This window comes from Sphingomonas sp. BK235 (assembly GCF_004345855.1).
Taxonomy (GTDB): Bacteria; Pseudomonadota; Alphaproteobacteria; order Sphingomonadales; family Sphingomonadaceae; genus Sphingomonas.
Genome location: NZ_SLXN01000002.1, coordinates 674544 through 689701 on the forward strand (window position 1 = coordinate 674544; position 15158 = coordinate 689701).

16 protein-coding genes are annotated in these 15158 nt (G+C 66.1%); 9 read left to right on the forward strand and 7 right to left on the reverse strand.

Going from position 1 to position 15158, the window contains the following annotated elements; genetic code table 11:
- Window positions 1–53: 53 nt before the first annotated feature.
- From EV292_RS08680 to EV292_RS08690, 3 genes are read right to left on the reverse strand one after another with little or no spacing between them, the layout of a single operon-like run.
- The gene (locus tag EV292_RS08680) at window positions 54–1457 is read right to left on the reverse strand and encodes an efflux transporter outer membrane subunit (protein ID WP_207913371.1); all 1404 of its coding nucleotides are present in this window, start codon (window positions 1455–1457) and stop codon (window positions 54–56) included.
- Window positions 1454–2629, reverse strand: coding sequence for an HlyD family secretion protein (locus EV292_RS08685; RefSeq protein ID WP_132908779.1), 1176 nt, complete (start codon window positions 2627–2629; stop codon window positions 1454–1456). The genes EV292_RS08680 and EV292_RS08685 overlap by 4 nt, the downstream gene beginning before the upstream one ends.
- A complete protein-coding gene (locus EV292_RS08690; RefSeq protein ID WP_165927058.1) occupies window positions 2626–4203 on the reverse strand; it encodes an MFS transporter in 1578 nt (525 codons plus the stop codon). The genes EV292_RS08685 and EV292_RS08690 overlap by 4 nt, the downstream gene beginning before the upstream one ends.
- A 203-nt stretch (window positions 4204–4406) precedes the next feature.
- On the opposite strand from EV292_RS08690, the gene EV292_RS08695 reads away from it, so the two are divergent.
- Complete coding sequence (locus tag EV292_RS08695) at window positions 4407–5030, forward strand: HAD hydrolase-like protein (protein WP_132908781.1); 624 nt, start codon at window positions 4407–4409, stop codon at window positions 5028–5030.
- 129 nt (window positions 5031–5159) lie between these two features.
- The gene (locus tag EV292_RS08700) at window positions 5160–5825 is read left to right on the forward strand and encodes a response regulator (RefSeq protein WP_132908782.1); all 666 of its coding nucleotides are present in this window, start codon (window positions 5160–5162) and stop codon (window positions 5823–5825) included.
- A gap of 3 nt (window positions 5826–5828) precedes the next feature.
- Here the strand turns inward: EV292_RS08700 and EV292_RS08705 are convergent, their stop codons facing one another.
- Window positions 5829–6173: a response regulator gene (locus tag EV292_RS08705; RefSeq protein WP_132908783.1), complete on the reverse strand. Its 345-nt coding sequence runs from the start codon at window positions 6171–6173 to the stop codon at window positions 5829–5831.
- Between the two features lie 105 nt (window positions 6174–6278).
- A complete protein-coding gene (locus tag EV292_RS08710; RefSeq protein ID WP_243693667.1) occupies window positions 6279–6980 on the reverse strand; it encodes a response regulator transcription factor in 702 nt (233 codons plus the stop codon).
- Window positions 6981–7200: 220 nt separating this feature from the next.
- Between EV292_RS08710 and EV292_RS08715 the strand changes: the two genes are divergently transcribed.
- From EV292_RS08715 to EV292_RS08735, 5 genes are all read left to right on the forward strand, one after another.
- Window positions 7201–8481 (forward strand): bifunctional alpha/beta hydrolase/OsmC family protein, encoded by a 1281-nt coding sequence (locus EV292_RS08715; RefSeq protein WP_132908784.1) that lies wholly within the window; start codon window positions 7201–7203, stop codon window positions 8479–8481.
- A gap of 48 nt (window positions 8482–8529) precedes the next feature.
- Window positions 8530–8874 (forward strand): hypothetical protein, encoded by a 345-nt coding sequence (locus tag EV292_RS08720; RefSeq protein WP_132908785.1) that lies wholly within the window; start codon window positions 8530–8532, stop codon window positions 8872–8874.
- A 114-nt stretch (window positions 8875–8988) separates the two neighbouring features.
- Window positions 8989–9558: a hypothetical protein gene (locus EV292_RS08725; protein ID WP_132908786.1), complete on the forward strand. Its 570-nt coding sequence runs from the start codon at window positions 8989–8991 to the stop codon at window positions 9556–9558.
- A 3-nt stretch (window positions 9559–9561) separates the two neighbouring features.
- Complete coding sequence (locus EV292_RS08730; RefSeq protein ID WP_132908787.1) at window positions 9562–11031, forward strand: mechanosensitive ion channel family protein; 1470 nt, start codon at window positions 9562–9564, stop codon at window positions 11029–11031.
- Window positions 11032–11199: 168 nt separating this feature from the next.
- Window positions 11200–12240, forward strand: coding sequence for an alpha/beta hydrolase (locus EV292_RS08735; RefSeq protein WP_132908788.1), 1041 nt, complete (start codon window positions 11200–11202; stop codon window positions 12238–12240).
- Between the two features lie 122 nt (window positions 12241–12362).
- Here EV292_RS08735 and EV292_RS08740 read toward each other — a convergent pair whose 3' ends face one another.
- On the reverse strand, window positions 12363–12671 hold the full coding sequence (locus EV292_RS08740) for a hypothetical protein (protein WP_132908789.1): 309 nt from the start codon (window positions 12669–12671) through the stop codon (window positions 12363–12365).
- A gap of 203 nt (window positions 12672–12874) precedes the next feature.
- On the opposite strand from EV292_RS08740, the gene EV292_RS08745 reads away from it, so the two are divergent.
- The gene (locus tag EV292_RS08745; protein WP_132908790.1) at window positions 12875–13354 is read left to right on the forward strand and encodes a carboxymuconolactone decarboxylase family protein; all 480 of its coding nucleotides are present in this window, start codon (window positions 12875–12877) and stop codon (window positions 13352–13354) included.
- A gap of 79 nt (window positions 13355–13433) precedes the next feature.
- Window positions 13434–14057, forward strand: coding sequence for an NAD(P)H-dependent oxidoreductase (locus EV292_RS08750; RefSeq protein ID WP_132908791.1), 624 nt, complete (start codon window positions 13434–13436; stop codon window positions 14055–14057).
- 118 nt (window positions 14058–14175) lie between these two features.
- Here the strand turns inward: EV292_RS08750 and EV292_RS08755 are convergent, their stop codons facing one another.
- Window positions 14176–15144: an oxidoreductase gene (locus EV292_RS08755; RefSeq protein WP_132908792.1), complete on the reverse strand. Its 969-nt coding sequence runs from the start codon at window positions 15142–15144 to the stop codon at window positions 14176–14178.
- Window positions 15145–15158 lie beyond the last annotated feature (14 nt).

Below are 15158 nucleotides of genomic sequence, written 5' to 3' on the forward strand. Positions count from 1 at the left end.
AATGGCCAAGACGCCACGTCATTGATGACGTGCAAGGCCGAATGGCTGAGAGTTCAGCGAAGTACGCTGCCGCCCAGACTTCGTGTCAGCGACACGTCGAGTACGAAGGCTCTGGCGCGCAGCGCCGCGGCTACCCTTCTTCTAGCGAGCAGGCGGTCCTCGACGAGAAGGACGGACTGGTAGTCGGCGGCTCCCCCTGAATAGCGCAGCTGCGCGAGCTGATAGGCCCTTTCGGTCGCGTGAAGCGCCTCGTCGGCACCGGCGATCTCGCGGGCGAGCTGACGGCTGCTCACAGCGACGTCGGCGACATCCCGGAGCGCCTGTGTCACCGTCTCGTCGTAGAGTGCGACGGCAGCATCGTAATCCGCCCTGGCACCCCGGTAGTTGGCCCGCCGGCGGCCGCCGTCGAATATCGGAAGGCTGAGCGCAGGCCCGCCCGCTCCGACGTCGCTTCCTCCGCGGAAGAGGTTGTCGACGCCGAGCGCCTCGAAACCGAGAAGCCCAAGCAGATTGATGTTGGGATAGAACTGAGCGTGCGCCACCTTGATGCGCTTGCCTGCCGCCTCGACCCGCCAGCGCGCTGCGACCACGTCGGGGCGGTGTCCGAGCAGGTCCGCTGCGAGACCCCGCGGCAGTCCAAACGACTTTAGCGCCGGTGCGCTCGGCCGATCGATCGACATACCCCGGTCGGGACCTGATCCCAGGAGGGAGGCGAGCCTGTTACGGGTAAGGCCGATCGCCTCGTCCGCCTGGGCCAGCTCGGAGCGCGCCGCAGGGGGACCGGCCTGCGCCTGCGCGAGATCAGCTTCCGAGTCGAAGCCGTGAGCGACCCGCGCGGTGACGAGCTCCAGGCTCTTCTCGCGCACCGCCAGCGTCTCCTGGAGAACGTCGCGATCGGCGAAGAGCCGGGTGAGATCCGCGTACGTGGCGGCCACCGATGTCGAGATGACCAGTCTTGCAGCAGCCGCGTCCGCCCGGGCCGCCTCCGCGTCCGACTTCGCCGCCGCGAGCGACGCGCGGTTCTTGCCCCAGAAGTCCAGCTCCCAGGCGAAGCTCAGGCCCACCTTGCCGTAGTCGTGAAAGCCCTGACGCTCCGGCAGCACGGGAACACCCGCTTCGGTGCTCGGTCTGCTGACGGTCAAGGAGCCGTCCGCGGACACGCTGGGGAGCGTCGCCGCACCGGCGGCTCCCACGAGGGCCTCGGCTCTGCGGAGGCGCGCCGCAGCCTGGGCCATGGTCGGCGAGCTGGCGAGAGCCTCCTCGACTAGCAGGGTGAGCTGTGGATCGCCGTAGGCACGCCACCATGCTGCTTCGGGCCAGGGCGCAGCCTCCGCCTGAAAGCTTCTGGCCGTCTCGTACTGGGTCGACGGTCTGACGACCGGTTCAGGGCCGAGTTTCGGCGGCGACACGCACCCGGCGAGGAGCGCCGCGATAGAAAGGATGAACACTCTTCTCACGACCGCGTCCCGCACCGGAACGAGCCACCGGCGAACCACGAGATAAGGCCGCCATGCGATCTTCCGTCGACATGCGAACCGATCTCTATGCGAGGCGTCACGGACATGCCGGTCGCGAGCCGGTCGAGACCCGCCTGTTGCTGGTCGAGGAGGATGCGAACCGTGAAACGTCGCACGATCTTCGTGAAGTTGCCCGTGGCGTTGTCTGGAGGAATCACGGCGAACTCGGACCCGCTCGCGCCGAGCGCGCCTTCCACGACGCCGCAGAACGTGACGTCCGGTACTGCGTCCACGGCCAACTGCACGCGATCGCCCTGTCTGATACGAGCCAGCTGGGTTTCGCGGAGGTTCGCCTCCACCCAGAGACCGCGAGTCGGAGTGATGGCCAGCAGGCGGGTGCCCGTGTTCACGAACTCGCCCAGCCGGACGTTGCGGGCCGCCACCCTTCCTTCCCGCGGCGACACCACGTCCGTGCGTCCGAGGTCGGCTTGGGCGCGCACCAGCTTCGCGCGCGCGCCCTCGAGCTGCGCCTGGGCGGAGAGCCTCTGGGCAGCCAGGACCCGAAGCTGCTTACGTGCGGCCTCCGCCTGGGCGACGGTCTGGGCAACCGCCGAGCTCGATCTGACGTTCTCCGCCCGAGCAGTTTCGAACAGCTGCCGGCTCACCGCACCCTGCCCGACGAGCGCGTCGGATCGCGCGAAGTCAGCGTCACTGCGGACCGACGTGGCGCGGGCCGAGGTGACGCCTGCGTCGGCAACCCGGATCTGCGCCTGCTGCAATTCCGTCTGGGCCGATATCTGCTGCAGGGACGCCTCTGCCTGCGAGACGGCGGCGTGGACGTCTGACACCGCGGAGGCGTAGTCCGTCGGGTCGATCCTTATGAGCGTCTGTCCAGGCCGGACAGTGGCATTGTTCTCGGTCAGTACGGCCGTCACGTAGCCCGGCACCTTCGGCGACACGAACGTGACGTCCCCCTTCACGTAGGCGTTGTCAGTCGAGACGAAGGCGACGCTCTGCGGACCATAGGCGTACAGTCCGGCCACTACGACCGCGGTGGCACCCGCGAGAAGGAAGGCGGTGGCGACGCGGCGGGAAGCGCCGGCTGTCCGAGGCCTTTCCTTCGCCGTAGCCTCCTCGCCGGCGACGGGGGCTGACGTTGCGACGCTCTTCATGCTGCTATCCTCTGCTGATCCGAGGTCGACGTGGTGGCGGCCTCGGGTGGAACGGCGGGCAGGGCCCAGACCAGGACGGCGCCAAGAGCCAGGACGATGGCGGTAACCACGAAGGCGTCCGCGAACGCGAGCGTGAAGGCCTGACCGCCTGCCGCCCGGGACAGCGTCGCGATTGCCGATGCCTGCGCGTTGCCGGCGTCGGCGCTGAAGCGGGCGAACGCTCCCGAAGCCTGCGCGATGCGCTGCGACGTCTCCGGCGAGGTGGCGCTCACAGCCTCCACGATGCGGGCAGAGTGGAACTTCTCACGCTCGACGACCAGATGGGAAAGGATGGCCAGGCCGGCGACGATGCCGAACACCCGGGTGAGATTGAAGATGATCCCGACGGTAGGGCCGTCCTGCATGGTGACGCCGTGCGTCGCGAAGCGCAGCACGGCCACGCTGAAGAAGCCCATCCCGAGACCCGCTACGGCGGCGGCGAGTCGGAGCTGATCGGCAGCCCACTCTGGAGTGAGGCCGATGCACATGGACGCCGCGCACGCGAAGCTGGCAAGGCCGGCCGAGAGAAGCCAGCGGCTGTCGAAGCGCCGTGCGAAGACGTACGACGCGAGCAGCGATAGCGCGGCGGCAGGCGTCATCGGTGCCAGGACGGCGCCGATCTCCGCCGTACGGTAACCCTGCAGGCGACCGAGGTAGGACGGGACGATGTAGATCGCGAACATCTGTCCGAAGCGGAAGAAGACCGAGAGGACGATCCCCCAGGTGAACGTCGGACGTCGGAAGACGCTCAGGAGCAGCAGCGGACGCGCGGATCGAGCGAGGCCCGCGATGGCGCAGGCCACCAGCGTCGCTCCGGCGACGGCCAGCGTCGGCACCCACCATGTCGCGAGCCAGAAATGGCGCTCCCCCTCTGACGCCGCGACGAGGATCGCAGCCAGTCCGATGGCGAGGAGCGAGTAGCTGCCCCAGTCGGCTCGGATCAATGCCTCGGGCTTCCCCAGCTCCTCGCGGAGCGTCGTCCTGGCGCAGAGCCAGTACGGCACGCCGAGGAAGGCCTGCGCCCAGAAGAGGCTTCGCCATCCGAAGCCATCGACGAGCGACCCGCCAGCCGTGGCCGCCAGACCGAAAAGGAGCGACGTGGAGGTGGCGAAAAGGGTCATGCCCTCGAACCGTCCGCGCCCCGGCGGCAGAGAGGTCATGACCAGGAGCATGAAGAGGAGAGGCATGGCGCCTGCGAAGAAGCCCTGCACGACCCTCGCACACACCATCAGCGGCAGATCTGGCGCGAGCGCGCACAGTGCCGAGGCGCCGACGAAGCCTGCGGCGATCATCTCCATGGCGCGTCCTCGGCCCATGCCGAACGCAAGCGCAGGGGTGGCCAGGACGCCGGCTATCGCGCCGACGTTCTGGAAGGTGTTGACGAGCGCACCGCTGTCCGCCGCCACGGAGAGGCCACCCGAGATGTCGGCCGAGGACAGGACCGCCACGACGGGGAAGAGCGAGCCTAGTACGGCGCCGTAGCCGGCTACCGCCAAGGCGGCGATGGGTGGCTTGTGGCCGGTCGTCGCGTTCACGATCGTCTCCCGCTGCCGAACCTGGCCTGCGATCACACGATATCCCGGCTTCGAAGCTTGGATAATCGAGCCAAGCGCCACCTCACAGGTGACGAACAGCGAGGAATGGTTATGCGTTGGTGTAGGCGGGCCGACCTTCGCACCGGAGCTTGGCGGCCTCGGCCGGTTGCTTCGACGATGCGACTTGTGCAGGGGCGCCGGCGATGCGCTACGACCTCGTTATATTCGACTTCGACGGCACGATCGCCGACAGCCGCGAATGGTTCTTCGGCTCCTTGAACGGCGTTGCAGATCGCTTTGGCTTCAGACGAACGACGGTGGACGAACGCGAAAGGCTGCGTGATCTAGGCACGCGCGAGATACTGCGTGAGCTGCGGATCCCTTTGTGGAAGATGCCGTCCATCGCCCGCTACATGCGGGAGCTCGCGGCGACCCAGATCGAGACCATCCGCCTGTTCGACGGCATCCCGGACGCGCTCCGGCGACTGTGGGCCTCCGGCACGGCTCTTGCGATCGTCAGTTCCAACGACGAGCACAACGTCCGCGAGGTTCTCGGCAGCGACCTGGCAGCCGCATTCGGCTTCTACGGCTGTGGATCGTCGCTCTTCGGCAAGAAGGCCAAGCTGCGACAGGCGATCCGCCGCTTCGGAGTCGAGCCAGGCCGTACGGTCTGCGTCGGCGACGAGACGCGCGACATCGAGGCGGCCCGCGCGGTGGGCGGCGTCGCCGCCGCAGTGGCCTGGGGCTATGCCACGCCGGAGGCGCTCCGCCGGCACCACCCGGATGTCCTTCTGTCGCGAGTGGAGGACATCGCCGGATTGTTCTGATCCGTCCCGATCCGCCAGGCGGGGCGGATCGAGACGACGCCACCTAGCTCTTGGTATGATGGCGAGGCGCGGAATCGCGGTCTATCCAAGGGAGGGATTGAGCGAGAGGCACTACGAACGGAGGTTGGCATGCAGGCGAACGAAGCGACAGTGGTCCCGATCGTTCACGTCGTGGATGACGACGCCGGCATCCGGGACGCGATAGCGGATCTCTTTTTGTCGGTGGAGCGGGAGGCGCGTTGCTACGCCAACGGGCTCGATTTCCTCGAACAGGCGGATCCTGACGCGCCTGGCTGTCTGCTCACGGATGTCCGGCTGCCGAAGCTCGGAGGTCTGGAGCTGCAGGATCGCCTGTCGTCACATGGCTTCAGCCTCCCGGTGGTTTTCATGAGCGGGTTCGCCGACGTCCCGATGTCGGTGCGAGGCCTGAAGTCTGGTGCCGTCGACTTCCTGCTGAAGCCCCTACGCGACCAGGACGTGCTCGATGCGACGGACGCGGCAATCGAGCTAGACCGCGACCGGCGGGGCGACGCGTTGGAGAGCGCCCGCATCCGCACCCGTCTGGCGTCCCTCACCACGCGCGAGCGCGAGGTCCTGGCGCTGGTGCTGGACGGCCGGAAGAATCGCGAGGTAGCCGAGATCCTCTCGCTGAGCGAGATAACGGTGAAGATCCACCGCGGCACGGCGATGCGGAAGATCGAAGCCCGGAACGTCCAGCAGCTGGTACGCATGGACCGCCTTCTGGGCTTCACCATCAGCGGCTGGAGCGCGCATGTCCTCGAGCACGAAGGCTAGCCGCTAGCCGCGATCCAGCGCGGCGTTGAGGTTTTCGAGCAGCGCGTCTGCATCGACGGGCTTGCAGAGGAAGGCCGCTGCACCGACGCGTGCGGCCTGCGACCTTGTCACTTCGTCGTCGAACGAGCTGACGAAGATGATGGGCAGCCCGGGCGCGATCGCCGACGCACGCCGACCCAGCTCGAAGCCGTCCATGCCCGGCATCCGAACATCTGAGACGAGACAGTCGAACCGCTCGGGTTCAAGTTCCTCCAGAAAGCGCAGGGCCGACAGGAACCTTTCGCTCCTGAAGTCCAGTACCTCCACGAGTTCCGCGATCGCGTCGCACATGCTCGCGTCGTCGTCCACGACTGCTATGAGAGGAAGTCGATGCAAAAGGCTGTTCCTCAAGCGGCGGGAACATGGGCAACGATCATTCTGCGTAATGGCTTCATCCTTGAAGCATACGATGGTCTATCCTGGGTCCTTCAGCCGAATGAGAGCGGGGAGTGCGTCCCACATGCGTGCGAGCTCCGCCACGGATCCGGCAGCCATCTTCTTCATGACCGCACCGCGATGCAGCTTGATCGTGACCTCGGACACGCCGAGCTCGTACGCGATCTGCTTGTTCAGGTGCCCCTGCGCCACGAACGAGAGAACCTGGCGCTCTCGCCTGGAGAGAGTGTCGTAGCGTGAGACGTTCTCGCTCACCACCGTTTGTTCGATACGGCGGGACCTGTCCGCATCGATCGCGGTCCATACCGCGTCGAGCAGCTCCTGCTCACGCACTGGCTTGGTGAGGAAGTCCGAGGCTCCCGCCTTCATCGCCTTGATGCTCATCGGAACGTCGGCGTGGCCCGTGATGAAGATGATCGGCATCGCGTGCTCGCGCTGACTAAGTTGCGCCTGGAGATCCAGGCCGCTGATGCCGGGCATCCTGACATCGAGCACGAAGCAGCCTGGCCGATCGGGTAGTTCGGCCTCGAGGAGCTCTCTGGCGTTCTCGAAGGACAGGGTGTCGATCCCCACCGACTCGAGAAGGTCGGCCAGCGCCTCGCGCATATCCTGATGATCATCGGCGATGACGACCAGCGGGCGTCCCGGAGCAGACGCCGTTCCAGCATCGACAGTCCTCGTCGCGGCCTGTTCTGCTCGAGGGGTCTCGCTGTCGATCACGTTGGGTCTCCGCCGGATTCCCTAGCAGTTCGGCAGGTTCTCTCCAAGCGAAGGTAGCTTGCCATAGCCTTTCGTATGATCGCCACCGGCACTGCGTCGCGATGCGGAGCCGACCTGGAAGCGGTACGGTTTTGTCGAGCCTAGGACATCGGCTGGCAGGTCTGCGTGGCGCGCGCGTCTCACGAGATTTCGCCAGACGCACGTGGTGGAGGACTTCGGGATGCCGACGGCACCATTCGAATTCGAAAGTGCAGCAGGTTATCGGCTGGCGGGGCGGCTGGAGCTGCCCTCCATCGAGGTCCGCGGCTGGGCCGTCTTCTCCCACTGCTTCGCCTGCGGTGCAGACAGCCTCGCCGCAGTGCGCATATCGAGGCGGCTGGCCGAGCGCGGCATGGGCGTGCTCCGCTACGACTTCGCCGGCTTGGGCCGAAGCGGTGGCAACCCGCTGCGGGGTCTGTCAGCCGACGTCGACGATCTCGTGAGCGCCGTCCAGGTCATGGAGCGATGCGGCATGGCCGTGTCCCTGATGGTGGGACACAGCCTAGGCGGCGTCGCGACGATCGCCGCATCGACGCGTCTGCCGGGTATCCGAGCCCTCGTCACGATCGGATCGCCGGCAAGCGCCGGCCACCTTGCCGAAGGTCGGAAGGCCGAGACAGATGATCGGGACTCCGCGACCACCAGAATTGACGTAGGTGGAAGATCCTTCGAGGTAGCGGCTGACTTCGTCGACGATCTTGCAGGCTACGATCTTCCCCGCCTCGTGCGCGAGGCCAACCGGCCTCTACTCGTCCTCCATGCACCGCATGACCGGATCGTCGGCATCGAGCATGCTGCACGCATCTATGCGGCGGCTCGTCATCCGAAGAGCTTCGTTTCTCTCGACACGGCGGATCATCTGCTCACCCGCAAGGAGGACGCGTTCTACGCGGCGGATCTGATCTCCGCCTGGGCGCAGCGATATGTGCCAACTGTCGAGGTGCAGAGTTCGGAAGCATATCGCGGCGCACGAGCGCGCCCGACCGGAGCCGGGGTATTCCAGACGGAGGTCCTGCTTTCCCCGGGGCTCCGCTTCCTTGCCGACGAACCCGCGTCGGCAGGCGGCATGGAGACCGGTCCGACGCCCTTCGACCTGCTGGCGGCGGCGCTCGCCTCCTGTACTGCGATGACCCTGCGCATGTACGGCAGCAGGCACGGCTGGATGCTCGGCCAACTCGAGGTCATAGTTGACCACGCCCGGACGCCGCAGGGCATACCCTCGTTCAGTTGCCGTATCGATCCTGGTCCGGAAATGACGATCGATCAGGCCAGGCGCCTCCTCGCCATCGCCGGCAGGTGTCCCGTCCACAAGGTGCTCGCTCAGACCGCGATCGTCGAGGCGAAGCTCTCTTCTGACGCGGAAGGCAGCTGCGGCGTGAAGGTCGGATCCGTCGCCACGGCGAACGGGGCCGCCTCGATTGAAGGCCAGATGGAAACTCACACCTTCCCCCCGCCTCGCTAATCGTCGGCGGCCGCTCGGCGTATCTCCTGCTCATCGGAGGAGCACGACATGACTTCGGATCTTCAGCTCGACAATGACGAATGGGCCCAGGTGGCCCGCGCGTTCGAGGAGGCGGGGCGCGACATGCGCAGTCGTCGGATCGGTCCGACCGGCCATGGCTCGCTGCTGGGCGGAATCATCCGCTTTCTGAAGGGCGGATCCGCCGAAGGCGAAGACGTCGATGCGCGCAGGTCTGCTCTAGGAAGCTTCTTGGATGCCACCCGCCTGCGGCAGCGCATGCCCGTCGAACTTGCAGCTCCGCTGCTCTCGTTCGGGTACAGCGAGCGTCAACTCGAGGCTCTCGCCGTCCTGGCCGCCCCGTCGATCGCCAGGATGGGATCTCGTCGGCACTGATGATCGTCGCGACGACGTCCGAAGGGCCATGCTCGCATCGAAGGCCCTTCAGGTCTCGACGCGTGTCACACCGGAGCCGCCTGCATCGTCTCTATCCGGACGAGGGAGGAAGACGTGAGCAGCGACACAGATGGCTTCGGCCTTTCAAGATCTGGCAGGCGAACGCTTGGCGTCGTCCATGACATCATTCGGGGACAGGCTTTCGACAAGGCGGCGGAGCGCCTCGCCAGCCTGGCAAGGCTCGCGCTCGGTCCGACCGGCGACTTTGGCCGTGTACTTGCCGACGTCCGATCGGAGTTCGTGCAGTCGGCGACATCGACGGACTCGCCGACAGATCAGCTGCTCAGGATGGTCGCGCGCAGATGCATCCACGAGCATCGTCGATCCGCCGACGGCGCGACCCAGCCCGACATGTCGGTGGAGGAGCGCGAGATCTCACTGATCGCCGACGAGGCGCAGATTGCCTGCATCGTGGCTCTTGAGGGCTTGAGCGTTCAGGAGAGGCTGAGCCTCCTGTCCAGCCTTTTAGAGCAGGACGGTGTTGCGCACTCGAACAGCGAGGCCCTGTCCAGAGCTCGCGCCCGCATGCGTCAGTTCAGGCTCCACATCGAGCGATCCGATGAAGCGCCCGGAGTTTCCGCTCACGCCGCGGCCGGGCTGCCGTCCGACGATGCGGAAGACTGAGCCTTGCCGGCCTCGACCTTCCTCCTTATTCTCGGCGGCCTGATCGGAACTGCAGCCGGCCTCATGAGCCTTTGGCGGGCGAGATCCACGCCGCGGGCCGTAGCTGCAGCCGGGTCGCTGGCACTGCTCAGTCTCGCTCTTGCTGCAGCCCGCTGGTCACCGCTCATGCCGATCGGGTCAGCGCTTCACCTCCGGCCTCTATGGCAGGCGACGATCGGCGTCTGGTGGCTACTGGGCGCAATGACCTCCACGACGGTCCTTCGTTACACGCTCGGACACGACAGCAGATCCCGACAGAGCCGTCTGGTTTCCGATCTACTGTCGGCGGGCGCGTACCTTGGAGCGATGCTCGCCTTCCTGAGCTTCGCGCTGCAACTGCCTCTCTCCGGGCTCGTCGCGACCTCCGGCATCGTAGCGGTCGTGCTCGGGCTCGCGCTCCAGAGCACGCTTGCGGATCTTTTCTCCGGCATCGCCGTCGGGATCGAGCAGCCGTTCCGACTAGGCGACAGGATCAGCATCGGCGATCGGATCGAGGGAACCGTTTCGCAGATAAACTGGCGGTCGATCAGGATCTCAACCGACGACGACGACGTGGCGGTTGTGCCGAACAGCGCCGTCGCCAAGTCGGAGATCGTCAACAGGAGCTTTCCGGCGAGGCGAAGAGGCGCGGCAATCGAAGTAGAGGCGGTCTCGTCCGCCGCCCCCGAGAGGGTGCAGGCGCTCGTCGAACATGCGCTGCTGCTCGTACCGGCGATCTCTGACCATCCCCGGTCCGGAGTCCACCTGACGAGACTCGGCAGACGCTTCAACCGGTACAGCGTGCACTTCTTCGTCGACGACCCGACGACGCTCGGCGGAGCGAAAAGTGACTTCCTCCGTCTTGTCAGGTCGAGGCTTCTTCACGCCGACCTTCTCGAGCTGCCGCCGAGTCCTTCGCGTCGGGAAACGCGAGACGCACTCGCGTCCCTGGAGCTGTTTCGCGATCTCTCGGACGAGCAGATGCGCATTCTTCGCTTGGGCACGGAGAGGCGACAGCTTCGTTCCGGCGATCTGCTCTTTGCCCAGGGAGACGTCGACACCAGCCTGTACGTCGTCGAGGAGGGCGTACTGGAGGTGCGTCGACTGCACGAAGGAGGTAGGCTCGAAATAGGAGGTCGCCTGGGCGCCGGAGAGTACATCGGCGAGATCGGACTTCTGACAGGTGCCGCCAAGCAGGTGTCCACAGTCGCGATAGCACCGACGAGCGTGCAGATCGTGCGCAAGGAGGCTCTCGAGCCGCTGATCCGGGACACGCCGCGGCTCGCCGATCTCCTCGAAGCCTCCGTCAAGCGCGGATACGCTCTTCTCAGGCACGATGCCGCCGTCGATCCTGCCCGCGCCGCGCATGGCATGATTGATCTTCTGCCTTCGATAAGGGCGTTCTTCGGCCTGCAGGGTCGATCGGCCGTGCCGGCAGACGAGGACAGGTCGTGAAGGGGCGTCCTGATCGACGGAACTTCGTCGCCCTACCTGACCCCCGGTATGCCGAACCTGAACCTTCGCGCGATCGCGTGGGAGCGATCGCACCAACTAGTCGACCTCCCGTCATCTCGAGCCGCGATACCGGCGGGGAGGGACGCCGACGCTCCAGGAGACGACATCATGGAACCGACCGACGATCTCGAGCGCCGCGACTTCATCGCGGCCGCTCTGACTGGCGGAGCGATGGCGGCGCTATCGCCGTCTGCCGCCTTGGCGCGAGACGCGTCACAGCTTCGGCAAAGCAGCGTCTCGCCGAAGCTTGGAGAGCTCAAGCACGTAAAGACCAGCGTGCTCGACGTCGGCTACTTCGATCTCGGAGCACCGACCGGGCAGGCCGTACTGCTGCTGCATGGCTGGCCATATGACGTCCACACCTACGTGGACGTGGCGCCTGCGCTTGCTGCCCGTGGCTACCGCGTGATCGTGCCATACCTTCGCGGGTACGGCGCCACTCGCTTCACCTCGAACGCCATTCTCAGAAACGGCCAGCAGGCCGCGCTCGCCTCGGATGCGATCGAACTGATCGAGGCACTCGGGCTCAGGCGTTCGATCGTCGGCGGCTGCGACTGGGGGGCGAGGAGCGCCGTGTCCGTCGCGGCCTGCCGCTCCGATTTGACGAAGGGGCTGGTCTCGGTAAGCGGGTACCTTATCGGCAGCCAGGAAGTCGGCAGGAAGCCTCTCTCGCCCGCTGCAGAGCGCGACTGGTGGTACCAGTTCTACTTCGCCACCGACCGCGGCAGGGAAGGGTACGCGCTGCAGACCCGCGAGTTCGCCCGCCTAATCTGGAAGACGGCCTCGCCGCGCTGGGCTTTCGACGACGACACCTTCGACCAGTCTGCGGCGGCTCTCGAAAACCCGGACCATGTCGCGATCGCAATCCACAACTACCGCTGGCGTATGGGTTTGACGGAGGGCGAGTCGCGCTACGACGCGATGGAGCGGCAGCTGGCATCGTTCCCGCCCATCCGGGTGCCGTCGATCACGCTCGAAGGAGATGCGAACGGCGCACCGCACCCTCAGCCGGAAGCCTACCGCACGAAATTTCAAGACAAGTATCTGCACAGGCTCGTCGGCGGCGGTGTCGGCCACAATCTGCCGCAGGAGGCTCCGCACGACTTCGTCGAGGCGGTGATCGATGTCGATCGCATGACCTCGCTTTGAGGACGCGGCTCGTGTGCGTGGTGACCGATCGCGTGAGCAGACGCGCTAGCACGCGAGTATCGCCTCTGCCCGCCTCCACGGCGCGCCTCTCCCGTCCGTCAGCGCTCAGGGTCGTGATGGCCTCAGGATGTCCTCGACTTGGGACTTTCGGCGCCGGTCGCCCGCCGGACCGAGTCTGCGATCTCCTGCTCGATCGTGTTCCGAGGCGCGGCATTAAGGCCGGCGAGTGCCTTCTCGTCCAGGCCGTGACGCTTGAGAACCGCCTCGCGTGCTCGCTCTGCCGGAGTCTGGAACGCCAGCTTCTCGAACTGCGAAAGCGCCGTGTCGAACTTCGTCTGGAACTGGGCCGCGCGATCCGAGGCTCTCGCGGGACCCGTGTAGCCTCTCGGGTAGGAAAGGTTCTGAAGTCCCTCTCCGATCGTGATGGTCATAGGGCGATCCTCCTGGTGGCTGGCGTACGCGCGGTTCGGTTAATCGTCTCCTACTGCAGGACGACGCGGCGCCCCGCGGGCGCGACCGACGCATGGCAGGGCGCGGCCTGCACTTTCCGGCATCAGTCTCATGGCGGCGAGCCGGCTAATCCGACCTCCGCCATGGACGTACATGCGTCCCAGAACACGATGGAGTGAACGCGATGACCCAGCGTCTGAACCACATGCAGCTCGTACCCGAACTCACGTCCAAGCTCACCGAGCTCACCTTCGCCGTCAAGAAGGGGGAGGTGGAGGTCAGCACCCTTGCACTCGTCGAGATCCGCTCTTCGCAGCTCAACGGCTGCGCCTTCTGCCTCGACATGCACGTCAAGCAGGCGAAGATACACCGCGAGCGCGAGCTGCGCCTGCACCACGTCGCGATCTGGCGCGAGTCGACGCTCTTCAACGATCGGGAGCGCGCAGCCCTGGAGTGGACTGAAGCTCTCACCAGGCTCTCGCCTGAAGGCGTCAGCGACGAGGTCTACGAGAAGGTTCGCGAACAGTTCTCCGAAAAGGAGATCGTCGAGCTGACCTACATGGTGATGGTCATCAACGCCTGGAACCGCGCCTCGATCGCCTTCCGATCGGTCCCCGGTTCGGCGGACAAGGCCTTCGGTCTGGACAAGGCCAACCTCAACTGAGCCCGAGACGGTGACGCTCCGGTCGGCGAACCCGATCGGCGCGTCGTCGGCTCTGACACACCGCAGCTAGGATCACGTCGTGGCTTCCATTCTAAAGATTACTGCCAGCCCCTACGGCACCGCCTCCCGCGGCTCGCTTCTGGCGCAGCGGGCCATCGCCAATCTGCACGCCGGCGATCCGACGCTGCGCGTGGTCGACCGAAATCTGTCCGATCTGTCCGAGACGACGGTGCAGGCGGCATACTCGGAGGCGGTCCTGGGCGGACACGCGCACGACCACGAGGCGTTCGTCCTATCCGAGACCCTGATCCGGGAGCTCGAGGAGGCGAAGTACGTCCTGCTCGCGACGCCGATGCACAACTACACCGTCCCGGCCTCCCTCAAATTATGGATCGACATGGTTCTGCGTTGGGGGCGCAGCTTCGCCCCGTCGGACGGCGCCAAGGTCGGCCTGCTTCGCGATCGTCCGATGCTGGTTCTGGTCACCGCAGGAAGCCTGCTTCGGCAAGCCGGCGTAGGTCAGCCCGATCACCTGACGGGTTACGTTCGCGACGTCCTCTCGACGATCGGCATCGACGATCTGCGCTTCCTCTATCTCGACGGTCTCGCCAGTCCGACAAGAGCCGAGGAGGTGTACCGCGCAGCCGAACAGGCCATCGACCATGACACGGCGTTCGGCACGCAGGCCGCCGCTGCGGCCTGAAGCGATTAGACGCACGAAGCCGCGCCGGCGGAGAGCCGGCGCGGCCGTTGGAGCATTTTTGGAACGAAGCCCCGATCAGTTTGCGTGCAGCATGGATCGGACCAGGTTGGCGTCTGTCTCAGATCTTCAGCTGCTGCCCCGTCCAGTCGACCGACAGGCGCCACAATCGTTCGGCGTGCTCGTCGTCGATCGCCCAGGAAGCGACGCCCTGGCGACCGAGTTCCCCGTCGTTCACGACGGAGACGTCGCAATCCTCGCAGTAGACGCCGCCGAGCCCCTGCAGCAGTGCGCTGGTCGCGCACCAGAGCGCCGTTGCGGCGCCCTGTTCCGGCGTCTTCAGCCCGTTCTGGGGATCCACCTTGGGCTGCCCGCTCTCATCGAAAACATCGAAGCCGGCGATCTCCTCCTCGGAGAGATGGCGTGCGAGCCCCGTCAGGATCTGTCCTGGGTGCAGGGAGAACGAACGTACGCCGTGCTCACTCCCTCGGCGGTCAAGCGCCCGGGCGAAGAGCACGTTAGCCGTCTTCGACTGACCGTAGGCTATCCATTTGTCGTAGGGACGACGCTTGAAATCGACGTCCTCGAAGTCGATGTCGGCAATCTGGTGCCCGCGGGACGAGACTGCGACTACCCGGCCCCCTTCTCGCGCGAGGGCGGGCCAGAGTGCGCAGGTCAGCCGGAAATGGCCCAGGTGATTGACGGAAAACTGGCTTTCATGGCCGTCCGGATCCCGCAGCAGCGGCGACGCCATCATGCCCGCGCTGTTCACCAGCATCGATAGGGGACGTCGCATGTCCATGAATGCGGAGCCGAACGCCGCCACGGAGGCGGCATCCATCAGATCCATCGGCCAGACCTGCACTGCGGGTACCTCGGACAGCGCTTCGCGAGCCTTGACCACGTCGCGAGCCGGGACGATCACATCCGCTCCTGCCTCGGCAAGAGCGCGGGCGGTGACAAGGCCCAGGCCCGAGTATCCGCCGGTCACGATCGCCGTGCGGCCAGAGAGGTCGATGCCGCGCATCACGTCGGCGGCGGTGGAGGCTGCGCCGAAGGGCGAGCCGACAGGTTGCTGGGGTGTCGTCATGCCGGGGAACATCG